Annotated in this window: 12 protein-coding genes and 1 pseudogene; 6 read left to right on the forward strand and 7 right to left on the reverse strand. The window is 59.2% G+C overall.

Going from position 1 to position 15,571, the window contains the following annotated elements; all coding sequences use genetic code 11:
- Positions 1–15 precede the first annotated feature (15 nt).
- From RGCCGE502_RS15775 to RGCCGE502_RS15785, 3 genes and pseudogenes are all read left to right on the forward strand, one after another.
- Positions 16–255 (forward strand): annotated as a pseudogene (locus RGCCGE502_RS15775) (AI-2E family transporter); the annotation flags it as partial.
- A 299-nt stretch (positions 256–554) separates the two neighbouring features.
- Positions 555–806, forward strand: a complete 252-nt coding sequence (locus RGCCGE502_RS15780) for a hypothetical protein (protein ID WP_016555170.1) — start codon at positions 555–557, stop codon at positions 804–806.
- A 10-nt stretch (positions 807–816) separates the two neighbouring features.
- Positions 817–1,956: a helix-turn-helix domain-containing protein gene (locus tag RGCCGE502_RS15785; RefSeq protein WP_019280010.1), complete on the forward strand. Its 1,140-nt coding sequence runs from the start codon at positions 817–819 to the stop codon at positions 1,954–1,956.
- 101 nt (positions 1,957–2,057) lie between these two features.
- Here RGCCGE502_RS15785 and gltS read toward each other — a convergent pair whose 3' ends face one another.
- The 5 genes from gltS to RGCCGE502_RS15810 form a co-directional block, all read right to left on the reverse strand.
- Positions 2,058–3,263, reverse strand: a complete 1,206-nt coding sequence (gltS, locus tag RGCCGE502_RS15790) for a sodium/glutamate symporter (protein ID WP_016555172.1) — start codon at positions 3,261–3,263, stop codon at positions 2,058–2,060.
- A gap of 84 nt (positions 3,264–3,347) precedes the next feature.
- Entirely contained in the window at positions 3,348–5,183 is a 1,836-nt protein-coding gene (locus RGCCGE502_RS15795; RefSeq protein ID WP_016555173.1) for an SLC13 family permease, read from the reverse strand.
- A 112-nt stretch (positions 5,184–5,295) separates the two neighbouring features.
- Positions 5,296–6,498: a M20/M25/M40 family metallo-hydrolase gene (locus RGCCGE502_RS15800; RefSeq protein WP_439332340.1), complete on the reverse strand. Its 1,203-nt coding sequence runs from the start codon at positions 6,496–6,498 to the stop codon at positions 5,296–5,298.
- A gap of 42 nt (positions 6,499–6,540) precedes the next feature.
- Positions 6,541–8,088: an AbgT family transporter gene (locus tag RGCCGE502_RS15805; RefSeq protein ID WP_016555175.1), complete on the reverse strand. Its 1,548-nt coding sequence runs from the start codon at positions 8,086–8,088 to the stop codon at positions 6,541–6,543.
- Positions 8,089–8,445: 357 nt separating this feature from the next.
- Positions 8,446–8,703, reverse strand: a complete 258-nt coding sequence (locus tag RGCCGE502_RS15810) for a YMGG-like glycine zipper-containing protein (protein WP_016555176.1) — start codon at positions 8,701–8,703, stop codon at positions 8,446–8,448.
- Between the two features lie 663 nt (positions 8,704–9,366).
- On the opposite strand from RGCCGE502_RS15810, the gene RGCCGE502_RS15820 reads away from it, so the two are divergent.
- Positions 9,367–10,044: a GntR family transcriptional regulator gene (locus tag RGCCGE502_RS15820; protein ID WP_016555177.1), complete on the forward strand. Its 678-nt coding sequence runs from the start codon at positions 9,367–9,369 to the stop codon at positions 10,042–10,044.
- 122 nt (positions 10,045–10,166) lie between these two features.
- Here the strand turns inward: RGCCGE502_RS15820 and RGCCGE502_RS15825 are convergent, their stop codons facing one another.
- Complete coding sequence (locus RGCCGE502_RS15825) at positions 10,167–11,660, reverse strand: amidohydrolase family protein (protein ID WP_016555178.1); 1,494 nt, start codon at positions 11,658–11,660, stop codon at positions 10,167–10,169.
- Positions 11,660–12,853, reverse strand: a complete 1,194-nt coding sequence (locus RGCCGE502_RS15830; protein WP_016555179.1) for an amidohydrolase family protein — start codon at positions 12,851–12,853, stop codon at positions 11,660–11,662. Before RGCCGE502_RS15830 ends, RGCCGE502_RS15825 begins: the two co-directional genes overlap by 1 nt.
- Positions 12,854–13,333: 480 nt before the next feature.
- Between RGCCGE502_RS15830 and RGCCGE502_RS15835 the strand changes: the two genes are divergently transcribed.
- Both RGCCGE502_RS15835 and RGCCGE502_RS15840 read left to right on the forward strand, forming a co-directional pair.
- Positions 13,334–14,356, forward strand: coding sequence for an amino acid ABC transporter substrate-binding protein (locus RGCCGE502_RS15835; protein WP_016555180.1), 1,023 nt, complete (start codon positions 13,334–13,336; stop codon positions 14,354–14,356).
- A gap of 66 nt (positions 14,357–14,422) precedes the next feature.
- The gene (locus RGCCGE502_RS15840) at positions 14,423–15,571 is read left to right on the forward strand and encodes an amino acid ABC transporter permease (protein ID WP_016555181.1); all 1,149 of its coding nucleotides are present in this window, start codon (positions 14,423–14,425) and stop codon (positions 15,569–15,571) included.

The following is a 15,571-nucleotide window of genomic DNA, read 5'->3' on the forward strand; positions in this document are numbered from 1 at the left end:
AGGTTTTGGGTGACGCAATTCATTATCGGGAGCTATATGGAGCCGCGGCTCACCGGTGCCTCGCTGGCAATATCCCCCTTCGCCGTTATTTTTGCAGTCTTTTTCTGGAGCTTTATGTGGGGCACGTCTGGGGCTTTCATCGGCGTGCCTATCCCGATCGCGTTCATTGTTTATAGCGCCGGCACGCCATCGGGAAAGTGGGTCGCAACGCTGCTGTCGGGCGGTTCCAACGCAGACATGGGCCACGGACCGTGAAGCTGGATCTCCGGCGTGCTCAGAGATGAGTTTAAAGCCATCTAAAACAACTTGGAAACGCTAAAAAGACTTCCTCTGATGCTTGTGCATCTGACAGTTGAGAAAGGACGTGGACGGCGCTAGATTACGCTTGGGAGGAAAATCGACTGCCATAGGCGGCTTTGCCGCAAGATAGGGACGAAAGCTGAAAACCAGCTTTCGCCGCGCGAAGTGCTCGCTTCAGTCGCTCGCAAACCACTCCGCTTGCATCATTCAGACATCATCCGGCCCTCGCTCTTGGGCCCAAGAGGAGAGTAAGAATGAATCGCATAAGTGTTCACTCACGCATCCTGTCGAGCAGTGCATACCTAGCACAGAACTTCGAGCGCGAAACGCTCGCCGCGATTTCGAGCGCTGGTTTTCGATGCAAACTCGTGACGCCAACCAGCGCCTCTCACTCCTGCGCGGGCGGCTTCGTCACTAAGCCTGTTACGATACGTTGGAATGACGGCGGCAATATGGTTGCCGGGCATGCGGCGCTTGACGATTCCGTCTTGCCTACGGCCAACTGAGGGTGACGCGATGACAACAGAAGACGTCATGACTCCTGCCAGCTTGCGCGAACGGCAACTGAACCAAATGAGCTTTGTGAGCCCGGATTACGAGGCCGTTGATGCAGAGCCGGACGAAGGTACGCCTTCGTTTTTACCTTCTTTTGAGTTCTCGACCGAGGGGCTCTCGCGGCCGGATCAGTTTGCAGCATGGCGCAATAGCTTCGCACCTATGCTTGAGCTTTCGGATACCGATCCAATGACAGCAAACTTTAGCGGCCGGCAGGAGCTTTGGGATCTTGGCAGTCTCGTCCTTGCCAGGATCAGCACTGACAGCCTCGCCTTTTCTAGCCTTCCAGGACATGTTCGGCGAGATCCGGTCGACCACTGGACTATGACGGTTCTGTTGTCCGGTCAAATAAGCACCAATGCGGCAAGCCACGAGTTTACCGCGGATCCGGGCGAGTTCCAGATCCATTCGCTTGGCCGTTCCTTCACCGGCGTCGTCGACAAAAGCGAGATGCTAATGCTGTTCGTGCCGCGGGATCTTTCTCTCGAAACGGCGGCCACCCTTGGCTCGGCCGAGTTTTCGACACTTAGGTCAGGCATGGGACGACTGTTCTCGGACTATCTGATTGGCGTGAGTAATCGCCTGCCGACGCTGGTTCATGCCGACTTGCCTGGGCTGACCGCAGCGACACAGGCAATGATCCTTGCCTGCGTTTCGCCATCCGCAGACCATATCGAGGCCGCCGAAGGACCGATTGCCAATGTGCTTCTCGAAAGGGCGCGGCAGCTGGTGCGAAGCCGGTTGCTCGATCCGAAGCTCGGCAGTGAACTGATACGCCGAGAACTCGGCATTTCGCGCACGCGTCTATATAACCTGTTCGAGCCTTTCGGCGGGGTGATGCACTACATCCAGCATCGTCGATTGCTTAGCGCCTACGCCGCTTTAACCGACCCCAACGATCGAAGGCTCATATTCCAGATTGCTGAAGAGCGTGGATTCAGCGACGGGGCCGAGTTCGGCCGCGCATTCAAGCGAGCGTTCGGTTACAGCCCGAGTGAAGTCCGGAATCGAAGCGGTGGCGGCATTCCGCTTTGCCCGGACCTCGATGATTGCCCGTCCGAGGAAAGACTTGGTGTGCTGCTGAGGAGGCTACAGGGATAGCTCCCGTGTGCGTGCTGACGGTTGAACACACGGCAGTACGCATTTGTCAGAATCGGCGTCTCCGAGCGTTCTTGATGATCCGTGCTGGTAGGCCCGTGATTTCACCGGACAAGAAAGCCAAGAGCCGCGGCGTTCGCAAGGTCGATAAAGAAAGCCGAAACGAGGGGCAGGATGATGAAGGCGATCGTTGCCGCGCCATGGATTTTGGTAACTGCGGTCATATTCGCGATCGCTGTGGGGGTCGCACCCAGCGAAATACCGCAGAAACCAGCTGAAATCACCGCCGCCTCATAGTTGCGCCCCATGGCCGGAAACACCACAAAAAGTATATAGGCAATCGCAGCGATCGTCTGAATCGCCAGCACGATGACAAGCGCCAGACCGAGCCCACCTAATCCCCACAATTGCATGCTCATCAGCGACATCGCAAGAAACACGTTCAACGAGAGATCTGAGACAAGTGAGAGCGCGCGGCTGCGCGTAGGCCAACGGAGGTTCGGCGCTACAGAAGGGATTGTGTTCGTCATCACAATAGCGACTAGCAAACACACAACGAAGAGCGGAAGATTGATACCCGCGTCCAAGATGATCTCATGGAATGCGTATCCTATGAGGATAGCGATGTTGGTGACGAGAAGAGTGCGCAAAAGGCTGATGTAGCTGACCTCGTCATCGTGCGTGTCGGCAGCTGTGCGTGGGACGCCTATTGTTAGTTCTTCGTCTTTGCGCCCGCTCAGCCGATAACGGGTGATAAGGTACTGTGCGATCGGCCCACCGATCAGACTGGCAATCACAAGGCCAAGCGTAGCGCTGGCAATACCAACTTCCAGTGCGCTCGTAAGCCCGAAACGATTGGTGATGATCGGAGCCCATGCAATGGTGGTGCCATGACCGCCGATCAGGGACGTCGACCCCAGTAGTATCGCCATCCCTGGAGGAAGACCAAGCAGATTGCTGGCGCCGATGGCAATTGCGTTCTGGATGACCAGGAACACAAGCGTGATGGCAAGAAGGATCAGAAGTGGCTTTCCACCTGCCACTAGATCGGAAAGCCTGGCGTTCAGCCCGACGCCCGTGAAGAAGTAGAGAAGCAGCATGTCGCGTGCGGCAAGCGTAAAACTGATCTCGACGGAAAAGAATTCGTAGGCAGCGAGTGTCGCCAACGCCGCGAGAAGTCCTCCGGTGACTGCTTCCGGAATGCTCCACCGAGCCAGCACGGGAATAAAGCGATTGAGATTGGCGCCAGCAAAAAAGACGAGAATTGCGATGGTAAAGGACAATAGTCCCGGGACCTGTATCACCGACATGTGTCACCCTTACTGACATCCTGGCCTTGCAACACTTGCGGTCGACTGTTGTTCCAGCGCGCCTCCGCCTGGATAATCGGCAGCTTAGAACCGCCAGATTAGAGGGACGATGAACACTGACACGACAAAAAACCAGATCAGCAACGGCAATCCCAGTTTCCAGTAGTCGTTGAAGGCATAGCCGCCCGGGCCCATGACCATCAGGTTCGTCGGTGTTGCGATTGGCGTGAGGAAGGCGCCGGCGGCTGCAACGGCCGTGCTCATAAGGACAGGGCGCGGAGAAATACCCATGGCGGTGGCCGCTGCGACGCCGATCGGGATGACAATCAATGCTGTTGCAGTGTTGGAGATGAGTTGCCCCATGATTGCCGTCAGCACAAACAGTCCGGCAAGCAGCGCAACCGGACCGGCGTCACCCACGAGATTCACCAGATGCTCCGCCATCAACTTCGCCGCACCGGTTTCCACCATTGCCGTCGAAAGCGGCATCATCGCGCCAACGAGGATGACAGTCGTCCAACCCACAGCCCGATAGGCTTGTTCGACGCTCATGATCCCCGACAGGATGATTGCTCCTGCAGCAAGCAAGCCAGCCACCGCCGGTGGCACGATACCAGTGGCAAGCAGCAGAACCATCGCAATCAGGATGACAACGGCCTGACGCGCGCCGGGACCCATCGGGACCGCTTGGCGTCGGACAAGCTCGGGCGAATTGACAACCAAAACGTCGGGATCGTTCAGGTGCACATCGAGCGCCTTCCACGTTCCCTGCAGCAGCATTGTATCACCTGCCTGCAGGACGTTACCGCCCGCCTCCTTGGTGGCGCTGCCAGGCGATATCCCGGCGCCGGCGCGCTGGACAGCCAGAACGATCAGATCGCCGCTCTCGGTGACCATGCCGGGAAAAACTGCTTGGCCGATGAGGCCGGAGCGGGGCGGGATGACGACCTCTGCAAGGCCGGAGCTGCGATTGAACAAGGTCTCTTCACCCTGACCGTTCGCCTTGTCGTCGCGAAAGGCCAGGTGCATGTCGGCAGCGTAGGCCGCTGCAACGTCAGGCTCACCGCGCAAGATAAAATGATCGCCCTCAGCGATGGCAGGCCTGCGCAGTGGACCGGCCGTCTCGCCCTCCTGAATGGCGACGAGTTGCAATCCCGGATGGCCCGAAAGATCGAACGCGCTCGCGGCTTTACCGACATAGGGCGAGCTTGCACGCACTCGCATCTGGTAGATCCCGCTTGCAAGACCGTATTGTTCTACCAGTGTCTTGGCATGGCGACTGAAATCGGCCGGCATAGTCGCGCCGTTACGCTCCGGAAGGAGCTGCTTTCCGAAGAGGATGATGATGGCCATGGTGCCAGCCAGGAGTGGGATGCCCGCAAGCGCAAATTCGAAGAAGCCGAACCCACCGACGCCTGCGTCGATGCCTGCTTCTGAAACCAGCACGTTGACCGGTGTTCCGGTCAGGGCCAGCATCGAGCCTGCGTGTGCGGAAAACACCAGCGGCATGAGCAGCTGCGACGAACTGCGCCGAAGGCGGACAGCTATGACGACCACGACCGGCAGCAGGGCCGCGACAGCGCCATTGACGCTGATCAGCGCGGTCAGGAGCGATACAAGTGCCATGGTCAGGAGGAGAAGGCGTGTCCGGCTCTCCTCGCCGGCCCCGCGGATCAGCAGCTGTCCGGCCCAAGCGGTCACCCCGGTGACCTCGAGCCCGGAACTGACGACGAAAAGGGATGCGATGAAGATGACCGCTGGATCACCGAAACCGCCAAGGGCTTGTCCAAGCGTCAGGACACCACTCGCCCACAAGGCAAGTGCCGTCAGCATGGCGACGAAGACGACCGGCAGCTTGTTCCAGACGAACAGTACGACGGCAACGGCGATGATAGTCGCTGTGTATGCTATTGGACTCAATCGCCCTGCTCCCTCTTGCCTGCCCTAACCGTCCAAACTCAAGCCGGCCCCAGCGCAGGCGTTCATGAGCGCCGAGCGACTGCGGCCGACCAAATCAACCTTTCAGAACTCGTCAATCGTCGAGTGTCGCCATGAGTACACCCAAACGGCAGCCCTTCTCGTATTCCTTGAGGTTCACATATTCCTTGATCGTGTGGATCTCGGCTTGCCCGGCTCCGATGGTGATGGTTGGTACACCATGCTTGTCGAGCCAGTTGGCGTCCAATCCCCCGTTCGAGAAGACATACACTGGCTCGATGTCAAGCATTTGCAAGGCCTTTGTCGCGCGCTTCACGATCGACGTGTCCTTGCCCAACTCAAATGGCGGATAGGAGGGCTTGTGGCTGAATTTCACCTCTGCCTTGTCGCCCTGATCGTCGGTCACTTCGCTCTGCGCCTTCGCGAACGCCTCCTTGTAACCGTTGGCAATCTTCGTCGCGAAAGCGGCTTCCGGGCTGCGCGCTTCGCCCTTGATGAAGGCGTAGTCGGTTACGACGTTGGTCGCATCGCCTGCGGGTTTGTTGTCCTTGCCACCGAAAATTCCGACGTTGCTTGTGCCGCGACCGTCTGGTTTGACCACTTTGCCGAACCAGCCGTTATGTTTTGCTTCCGCTAGCGCCATGGCGCCAACCAGTGTCGCCGAAATGCCTTTTTCTGGCGCAACACCGGCATGCGACGCACGACCCTTGATCTCGGCTTCCCAGTTTTCCTGCCCGACAGCGCCGACGATGAGTTCTGAAGCCATCTGGCCATCGACATTGATGCACATTGCCGCACCGTTGAGGTCAGCAGGGTTGAGTTCTCGGGCTCCATGCAGCCCGCTCTCCTCGCGAACGGTAAACAGCAGGGTGATTGGCGGATGAGGCAGCTTATGCTTGATCAGCGTCTCGGCAACCACGACAAGCAGCGCCACCCCGGTTCGGGCATCGCCGCCAAGTGCCGTGGTCCCGTCGGACACGATGCGGTCGCCCTCCCGCTTTGGTTTGGCGCCCGCGCAAAGCGGCACGGTGTCCAGGTGGGTGGAAAAGAGAAGCCGTGGCCCGGGCCGCGTTCCCGGGATATCCACGATCAGATTGCCGGTCTCCGTCGGCAGCGGAATACGTTTGTTGGCATCGTCGAAGCGAATAGCCGATTCCGGGACGCCGATCTTCTTCAAGGCGTCGCAGACGGCAAGGCCGATGTTCTTCTCATACCCGGTGACACCCTCCACCGACAGGAAACGCATCAGATGGTCTTCAGCTGCGGCGACGTCGAGAGGAATTGAGATGTTGCTCATGATGTCCATCCGTTCGTTCGAGTATCTATTGTTTGAGGATTGTCATAGGCCCCATGGCAGTCCGAGGGCCTTCCAGACCGCAAAGAGGCCGGTCCACAACACGAACATCAGCACCACATAAGGAAGCATCAGGGAGACGATCGTGCCGACACCTGCGGACTTGTCGTATTTCTGGGCAAAGCCGACGACGAGTGCGAAGTAGGCATTGAGTGGAGTGATCGCGTTCATTGGGGAATCGCCGACGCGATAGGCGGCAAGGACGGCTTCCGGTTCAACGCCAAGCTTCATGAGAAGCGGGACGAAGACCGGAGCGAAGATTGCCCACTTGGCAATGGCGCCCGTTAGCAGCAGGTCGATGATCGCAACCACGACGATAAAGCCGATAAGCAGCGGCAGCGCACCAATATTGGCGGCCTGCAGCACGCCCGACAGGCTGAGCGCCATGACGGTGCCGATGTTTGTATAGGTAAAATAGGCGACAAACTGGCTCAGAACGAAGAACAGGAAGATCGTGCCGCCCATGTTCTTGATCGACTTCTCGATCGCCGCAATCACCTCGGCAAGCGTTTTCAACGTTCCGGCGCCGATGCCATAGGTCCATCCTGTTACCAGGAAGATCAGCATGATGAGAGCAATCAGCCCGTTCATGAAGGGTGAGTTGCCGATGAGCTCGCCGGTATCGGGATTGCGCAAAGGCGCGCCGCTCGGGATGGTCAACAGTAGGAAAACAACCAGCAGACCGATAAGGCCGTATAGTGCGAACCGCAAGCCGCGCGATTCCTGCTCAGAAAGGGTGGCCCCTTGAGCCTGCACACCGCCTTCCGCCGCTGCCGGGTCATACTCACCAAGCCTGGGCGCGATGATACGGTCGGTGATAAAGGCAACGACAACGGTCAGGAACAGCACCGAGGCGATGGAAAACCAGACATTGGACGCCAGACCGATTGATCGCCCCGGATCAACAAGATGCGCCGCGTCATTGGTAAATTCAACGAGCACGGCATCGAGCGGTTTGATCAACATATTGACCGTGAAGGCACCAGCCACTGCAGCAAAACCAAGCGCAAGACCAGCCAATGGGTGCCGCCCCACAGCCAAATAGGCAACGCCGGCAAGTGGTATCAGCACGAGGTAACCGGCATCTGCCGCAATGCTTGCAAGGATGCCGACGAATGCCAGGATATAAGTCAGCGCCCAACTCGGGGAGACAATGACGAGCTTGCGTATCAGTGCTGTGACGAGACCGGATTCTTCGGCCACGCCCGCGCCGATCATGGCAGCGATCATCAAGCCGACAGCCGTAAAGCTCATGAAGTTGGGAATAAGGGACGAATATAGAAAGCGAATGCCCTCCACATTCAGCAGGCTTCTGATCGATGTCGACGCCTGCTCAACCGCGTGCGTATCGGGATTGATGCGCTCGTAGCTTACGGCAGCTCCGAAGGCGCCAAGTACAGCTGACAAGACGATGACGATGCCAATCAGGATCAGGAAAATGATCACAGGATGGGGAACCATGTTTCCCACTTTTTCGACGCCGTCGAGGAACCTCTGCATCGTGGTCTTTGATGCGGCATTGGCAGTGGCCATGTCTTGCCTCCAGTTGAACCGACGTATGTCGCACCCAATGGGTGGTCAAATGAGCTCGCTTGGTGCGTTGCCTTTACAGTGGTCGGCCTGCGAAATGGCGCGAATAGAACGCTGGGGATCAACCGCTTTTACGCGCCGCCGGCAACTGAACCCTTTGCTGTAACGAACCAATATGATGTTATAATGCAATGGCTAAGCGCTATCCTGTCTGCTGATTCAAGTGTGCCGTTACGGGAGCTAAAATCAGCGTACTCTTTCGGTTACGGGAATGCTGGGTATCGCAAGTCCAGACCGCGTCAGGATTGCTGAGTTCGCCGCACAACCTGCTCACGCGAATGATGCCGCCTGTCTTCATCGCTAGCGCGGGCAGGCTGCGATATATCGCCGACCGTTGCGATCCCGAAACTCGCACTGCCCCGGACGACCGGCCACGTTGCCGATCACGGCGCCGGAGGCTCCACCGATCGCCGCGCCGACGGCCGCACCACGCACATCGTTCGTGACGGCACCACCAACCACCGCACCAGTGGCGGCGCCGATACCCGCGCCTTGTTGCGTCGGCGTGCAGCTCGTAAGCGCTAGGCCCGCCAACGAGAAAATTAGTAACCTCTTCATTAATCTCCCCTTTGCGACATTTTACAAATCCGACGACCGTAGGAGAAAGGCGTTGCTTGCAGTGACTATAGTGTGGCCAAGATGGCTGTGATCAGCATAGAATCCCAAAACCAAGCTCTGAGTTCAAATCTCTGGACGATGTGGCATGGCTTCTCTGGTCCGACGATTGCAAGTGAGAACGCCGCCTGGTGGAGACGGCGGACCGCTTCGGTACCCCATTCTCTCCAACGGGCGGGGGACCTTCACCGCATCGGGGGTGTGCCGGGGAATTCGTCGTCCATTTCCTCGACATGAGGAAGATGAACCGTGACAAGGGTGGGTAGGAGTTCGCCATCTTCCATCTTTTTCAAGTATGTGTAGCTGCCCCAGACCTTTTTTCGCGACGAATCCCAAACACTGCCTCCTGCCATGCTTCGATACTGGCGACCTGGTGCGTCTTCCTCTTTCGCATGGCCCATCCCTCTGGGATCACACGGCGACCGCTCTCCCTGACGGGCAGCTTGCCCTGAAGCCCGATAAGTCGACCTGCATTGAAGAACTCACTGCCTATCCTCGACAATTCACCCCCGATATTGCTGACAATTATGCAACCAAAACACCAATTGCTACGGTTGACTTTCCCCGCGGCATCGAGCTTCTCTTACCCGAATGGGAGTGAATTTCATGACCGAACAACCTGGCCCGTCTGCGCGACAAATTGTCGAGAAAGTCTGGCTATCTATCGCTGAGCGCAGGCTCCGCCCTGGTATTCAGCTCAAGGAAGAGCAACTGGCGGCGATTTTCAACGTCAGCCGCGCCCGCATCCGCCAGGCGCTCACCGTGCTTGAACGCGATGGTCTCGTCACGATCATTCCCAATCGGGGCGCGTTCGTCTCCAAGCCTTCGGTCGAGGAGGCCCGCGATGTCTTCTTCGTACGCCGCACGGTGGAGCGTTGCGTCGTCGAACGCCTGTGCCAGTCGGTCAACAAAGCCGACCTCAGGCGGCTGCGCGACCATGTTGCCAAGGAACGGGTTGCCAATGCCGCGGACGTCACGAGCGACATCATCAAGCTTTCCGGTGGCTTCCACCTACTGCTTGCCGAAACCGTCGGCTCCGACTTCCTGTTCACGACGATGAGGGATCTGATCGCCCGCTCATCGCTGATCACTGCTGTCTACCGCAACACGAACCGCTTCAATTGCGGACCTGACGAGCATGAGGAGATCGTCGAGGCGATCGCCGCCAAGGATGCCAAGAAGGCCACTCACCTGATGGCCCATCACCTAGAGCACGTTGAATCAGAACTCGACCTCAGCGAAATCCGCGACCTTTCCCATGACTTGCGAGCAGCCCTTGCGTAGCTGTATCCTGAAGCAGATGTCGCTGCCTCGATAGCCCTAGGTCGCCTGGGAGTTCACGGGTGGCGTTGTTTGTCGCGGTGATCCGGAAATTCTAGCTCGAGATAGCGGACGTCGATGACCGCCTACCGAACTTCCCCCAGGTCAGCGTCGACCGGATAGCTGGAACCGAAGATCTCCGAGACCGGAGGATTGCCCCAGCTTCGTTCGGGATACTTGGCGATCAGCCCGTCATACTGGGCCTGCGCCCTCACCCGCGCCTTCTCCATGTCGATGCCCGCCAGCTTTCGAGAAAGCATCGAGACGCGGCCGTCGACGAACACAGCGCATGTGACCTTGCCCGAACCACCGGTGACCAAAGTCGTAATAGGATCGATTGACGGCGCCATGATCACGTCGTCGAGGTCGAAGACGGCGATATCGGCGCGAGCCCCGGCCGAGAGATGACCGAGGTCCGACCGGCCGAGCGCACGCGCGCCGCCAAGCGTCGCGGCATCGAACAGATCGGCTGAGCGAAGCCGATCCGGCCCGCCGTCGTTGACGCGGCCCGTGATCAATCCGACGAGCAAGTTCATCCACATATCCGCTGGCGCGGTATCCGTGCCCATGGCGACGTTGATGCCACGCTTGCGGCAGGCCGAGAAGGAATTGAGCGTGCTCCCGCCACGGCCTGAGACCAGCGGGCAATGAACGATGGAAACGCCGTTTTTCGCGTAGAGGGTAAGATCCTCCTCCGTTGCATTGGTGGCGTGAGGCGCGATCAAGCGGTCGCTCAAGAGGCCGGCTTTGGCAAGCCAGACCGGGGCGGTCGAGCCGTGCAGCATGCGAACAGTATCGACCTCCATGGCGCCTTGCGCCATGTGCAGGCGGAACTTGCAACCGAGGTCTCGGGCCGCGGCATCCGTGCGCTGGAGGAGTGCCAGGGTAGACGTCTCGACGCGGTCGGGCGCCAGCATTCCACGGACGAGATCGCCGTGACGACCGTTCTGCCGCTCGATGTAAGCGACAGCGTCCTTCAGGCCCTTCAAGCCGCGCTCCTCATCGAAGACCGGCAGCATGCGTCCCGGCTCTTCCAGCACCATGCCGCCGGAGCGATAGGCCGGGCCGAGGTAGACGCGAAGACCGAGTTCGCCGGCCGCGTCGGCCGCCGCATCGAATTCCTCCACCGTCTCGCCCCACTCGCGGTAAAACAGCGAGGAAATCGGCGCTGCCGTGGTGATGCCGTTCAGCAGCAGCTGACCGAAGGCGAAGCGCTTCTGGAAGGCCAGTTCGTCCCGGCTGTACATCTCATAGGGGCCGGCCTCGACATAGGAGCGCGGCCAGACGCGACCCTTGGCCCAGCCGGGATGATTGTCGATGCCGAGAATGGTCGTGTCGAGATCGGACAGTGCGTCGAGATCGATCAGGCCGGGGCTGATCAGTGCATTGCCGAAATCGATGCGCCGGGCGACTTCCCCGGGGAACCGATGGCCGACGAAGAGAATTTCGTTGTTATCGAATACCACTTCGCCATTGCGCAGCAGGCGGTGGGAGCCGTTCTTGTGGCCGACAACCCAGCTTGCGGTAAGAAGTGTGCGGCCTTCAGGGCGGCGGCCGAGGTCCAGGGATGCTTCCTTCATCACGGCATCTCCACAATCGCCTTGCCCTGTCGGGCAATAACGCGGCCGTTCTTGACGACCAGTGGTCGGGGAGCGGTGTCGACGACGGCGTGCGCAAGTGTCTCCCCGGTCAGAAGCGTGAAATCGGCATTGCAGCCAACATCAAGGCCGTAGCCGTCGATCCGCATGACGTCGGCGCCGCCCTTTGAGACGACGTGCAGAACATGGGCAAGCTCCTGGTCCGTGCGCAGTCCGTTCTTCATGCCGATCACCTTTGCGCGGTCGAGCATGTCGGGCTGCCCCCACGGGCCCCAGGTATCGCGTATGCCGTCGCAGCCACCGCCGACACGCACTTCCGCTTCCTTGAGCCGCATGATCGAGGGCACGTTGACGGAGGGAGCACCCGTCGTCAGGATCGCAACATCGAGACGGGCGATCTCTTCAATCAGCTTGCCAACCCTGACGTAGTCGTTCATGCCGAGCGCAAAGGCGTGGCTGATCGCCACCTTGCCTTCCATGCCGTTGGCGCGAATGCGCTCGAAGATCAGTTCCATGGTGAAGGCGCCGAGATCTGCGGCTTCATGCAGATGGATATCGATCGGAACGCCGTGTCTCACGGCAAGTGTAAACAGGATGTCCAGTTGCCCCTTTGGATCGCGGTCGATGCCGCAGGGATCGATGCCACCCAGCACTTCGCAGCCCTGCGCCAGGGCCTCGTCCAACAACTCCACCGTACCGGGCATGACCATGACGCCCGACTGCGGGAAGGCGACAATCTCGATATCGATGATGTCCTTCAACGCGTCTCGCGTCTTCCACACCCCCTCGACCAGCGACAGTCCGTGCCTGGTGTCGATATCAACATGGCTGCGGATGTGGCTCGCGCCGTTCGCCGCAAGGCCGATCGCATGCCGCATCGATTGCCGGTGTGCGTTGATGCCGATCTCTTGCCGGTTTTCCCTTTCGAAATCGATCCGCCCGCGCAGGATCGCGGGGCGATCGTTGACATGCCAGGGCATGCCCCAGGTCGTCTTGTCGAGATGGGTGTGGGCGTCGATCAGGCCCGGCACGACTATCGCGCCGTTGGCATCCTCCACGGCCATGCCGTCTTCTGGCCGATACGATCCAAGACCCGCGATCTTGCCATGCCTGATCAGGATGTCGCAGCTTTGGCCAGCCATCGGCCTGACATTGCGGAGTAAGAGATCGTGCATGGGTTACCTCCGTTTCGGCTTGTGCGCATCACGTGGGCCAGTTGCCAGGATGCTGCTCGGTCCGTCCGGTAATGGGCGGACAGTTTTGAACAATGACTTCTGGAGTTGGGAGAAAGCCCACACGGAAGGCTGGTCCAGCTCGTTTGCAGCCAGTCCAAGCCGCAACGCCTCGCTACACTGGCAGGGCGAATGCTCCTCCGCGAGCAACCACCTCCCTTGCTCCCGCGTCGGCTATTAAGGCAGCCTTCGAAGCTATGTCAACGTGAATTGTCTACAATCTCTTGCTGAGACAAAAGACTGCGGCCACGCTCCACATGCTTGCACACACGTGTTTCACAGCCGTCAGAACTTCCCCGATCAAAAGACAGGCCATACGTTGTCAACGCGAATAATGTATTGTAGACAATTTTGGAGGCATTATCGTACCCAAGGCAAAGAGGAGTTGCCGACGATAATTCCACCACCAGGACGGAGGAATGAATGAAAGGATTGACTCTGGCCGGCTGCCTCAGCGCAGCTCTCGGCTTTCTGGCCACTGCTGCGATCGCGAACGCCGACACACTCGACACGGTGAAACAGCGCGGCAAGCTGATCTGCGGCGTGTCGCTCGCGACGCCGGGTTTTGCAGCACCGAACGACCAAGGGCGCATGGAGGGCTTCGACGCCGATATCTGCCGCGCAATCGCGGCGGCAGCCTTGGGCGACGGAGACAAGGTCGAATATGTTCCGACCAACATCAACACCCGCTTCCAGGCCCTGCAGTCCGGCGAGATCGACGTGCTCTCACGCCAGACGACGCAAACCTACAGCCGCGAAGCCTCCCTTGGTCTCGATTTCGCGCCCGTCGTCTTCTATGACGGTCAGGGTCTCATGGTGCCAAAGTCGCTCGGCGTTACCAGCGCCGCAGAGCTGAAGGACGCCGCGATCTGCACGCTGCCGGGCACGACGACGGCGCAGAACCTCAGCGATTTCTTCGGCAAGCTGGGCTCCAAGTTCGAACTCGTCGTTTTCGAAAGCCCGGATGAAAACCGTGCTGCCTTCTTCAGTGGCCGTTGCGACGCAATCTCCTCGGACCGCTCTGACCTTGCCTCGATCCGCGCTGTGTCCAACAAGCCAGACGATTATGTGGTCCTGCCGGAGACGATCTCGAAGGAGCCCCTAGCACCAGCTGTTCGCCAGAACGATTCCAACTGGCGCGACATCGTGTCCTGGTCCGTCTGGATGCTGATGGCGGCAGAGGAAAAGGGCATCACAAAGGCCAATGTCGACGAAAAGCTGAAGAGCGACGACCAGGAAATCCAGCGCATGCTTGGTGTCAACGACAACCTGGGCGAGATGCTGAAGCTCGACGACAAGTGGGCCTATAACATCATCAAGTCTGTTGGCAATTACGGCGAAGTCTTCGACCGCGCCCTTGGTGAAAAGACCCGCCTCGCCATGACCCGCGGCCCGAACGCGCCCTGGAATTCTGGTGGTCTGCTCTACGCTCCCCCGTTCCGTTGAGACAACATTGCGCCCGCAGCTTGCGGGCGCAATCACCTCGCGCGGTTTCTCATCGGAATGCTCTCAATGGCTTTCATGAACAACGCGCGCTTTCGCGCGCTCTTTTACCAATGGCTGGCAAGCGGCGTCGTCGCGCTTGTCGCCTGGTCGATGTTTGCGACCGCAAGCAACAATCTTGCCAGACATGACATCACGACCGGCTTTTCCTATTTGTCGCGCCAGGCCGGTTTCGTCATCAGCGAGGCGGCGATCGCCTACGAGCCGGCCGACACTGTTGCTCGCGCCCTCTTCGTCGGCTTTGTAAACACCATCAAGGTTTCGCTGCTGGCCGGCTTGTTTGGAACGATCCTCGGGCTTGCAGTCGGCATCGGCCGTATGTCGCACAATCCATTGCTCCAGCGGCTGATGCTGTCCTACGTCGAGGCGCTCAGGAATATTCCACTGCTGCTCTACCTCTTGTTCTGGTACGCCGTGACCATCAATGTGCTGCCGCCTGTTCGGGCAGCCCTGCCGCTCGCGCCGCATGTCTATCTCTCCAACAGCGGCCTGGTCATCCCCTCCATCAGCTTTGAGCGCGGCCTTGCCATTGCTCTCGGAGCCGTCACGCTCGGCATTGTCTCGGCGCTCCTCATTCGACAGATCGCGTTGCGCCGACGACTTGCCACCGGCACCTCCAACCATGGCGCCCTCGTCGCGTTGATCGCAGCCATTGCGCCGATTGCCCTCGTCCTCTTGCTGGGCGGCGTTGCGATAACCTTTGACCTGCCGGAAAAGGGCCGTTTCCGTCTGACTGGAGGATTGCAAGTCAGGCCGGAATTTGTGGCACTATGGTTCGGGCTCGCACTCAGCGTGTCGGCAAACGTCGCCGAGATCGTTCGTGCCGGCATCCAGGCCGTCCATAAAGGGCAATGGGAAGCATCGATGGCGCTCGGTCTGCCCCGGCGCCGAGCCACGCGGCTTGTCATCCTGCCGCAGGCACTTCGCCTGATCATTCCGCCGCTCACCAACACATATCTTACCGTCTTCAAGAACAGTTCTCTGGCGATCGCCATCGGTTATCCGGACCTCGTGATGGTGTCCAACACGGTCATGAACCAGACCGGACAGGCAATGGAGACCATTGCGATCTTCATGGGCGCCTATCTTGGCCTGTCGATCGCCATCTCGCTCGTCATGAACTGGTATAACAAACACGTTGCCCTGAAGGAGCGCTGA

Source organism: Rhizobium grahamii CCGE 502 (assembly GCF_000298315.2).
GTDB classification, from domain to species: Bacteria; Pseudomonadota; Alphaproteobacteria; order Rhizobiales; family Rhizobiaceae; genus Rhizobium; species Rhizobium grahamii.

Excerpts from the sequence above, each read along its gene's own strand:
- RGCCGE502_RS15785 (WP_019280010.1), top strand. The coding sequence starts at position 817 with ATGACAACAGAAGACGTCATGACTCCTGCCAGCTTGCGCGAACGGCAA.
- RGCCGE502_RS15780 (WP_016555170.1), top strand. The coding sequence starts at position 555 with ATGAATCGCATAAGTGTTCACTCACGCATCCTGTCGAGCAGTGCATAC.
- RGCCGE502_RS15840 (WP_016555181.1), top strand. The coding sequence starts at position 14,423 with ATGGCTTTCATGAACAACGCGCGCTTTCGCGCGCTCTTTTACCAATGG.
- gltS (WP_016555172.1), bottom strand. The coding sequence starts at position 3,263 with ATGTCGGTGATACAGGTCCCGGGACTATTGTCCTTTACCATCGCAATT.
- RGCCGE502_RS15805 (WP_016555175.1), bottom strand. The coding sequence starts at position 8,088 with ATGGCCACTGCCAATGCCGCATCAAAGACCACGATGCAGAGGTTCCTC.
- RGCCGE502_RS15835 (WP_016555180.1), top strand. The coding sequence starts at position 13,334 with ATGAAAGGATTGACTCTGGCCGGCTGCCTCAGCGCAGCTCTCGGCTTT.
- RGCCGE502_RS15800 (WP_439332340.1), bottom strand. The coding sequence starts at position 6,498 with ATGAGCAACATCTCAATTCCTCTCGACGTCGCCGCAGCTGAAGACCAT.
- RGCCGE502_RS15810 (WP_016555176.1), bottom strand. The coding sequence starts at position 8,703 with ATGAAGAGGTTACTAATTTTCTCGTTGGCGGGCCTAGCGCTTACGAGC.
- RGCCGE502_RS15830 (WP_016555179.1), bottom strand. The coding sequence starts at position 12,853 with ATGCACGATCTCTTACTCCGCAATGTCAGGCCGATGGCTGGCCAAAGC.
- RGCCGE502_RS15820 (WP_016555177.1), top strand. The coding sequence starts at position 9,367 with ATGACCGAACAACCTGGCCCGTCTGCGCGACAAATTGTCGAGAAAGTC.
- RGCCGE502_RS15825 (WP_016555178.1), bottom strand. The coding sequence starts at position 11,660 with ATGAAGGAAGCATCCCTGGACCTCGGCCGCCGCCCTGAAGGCCGCACA.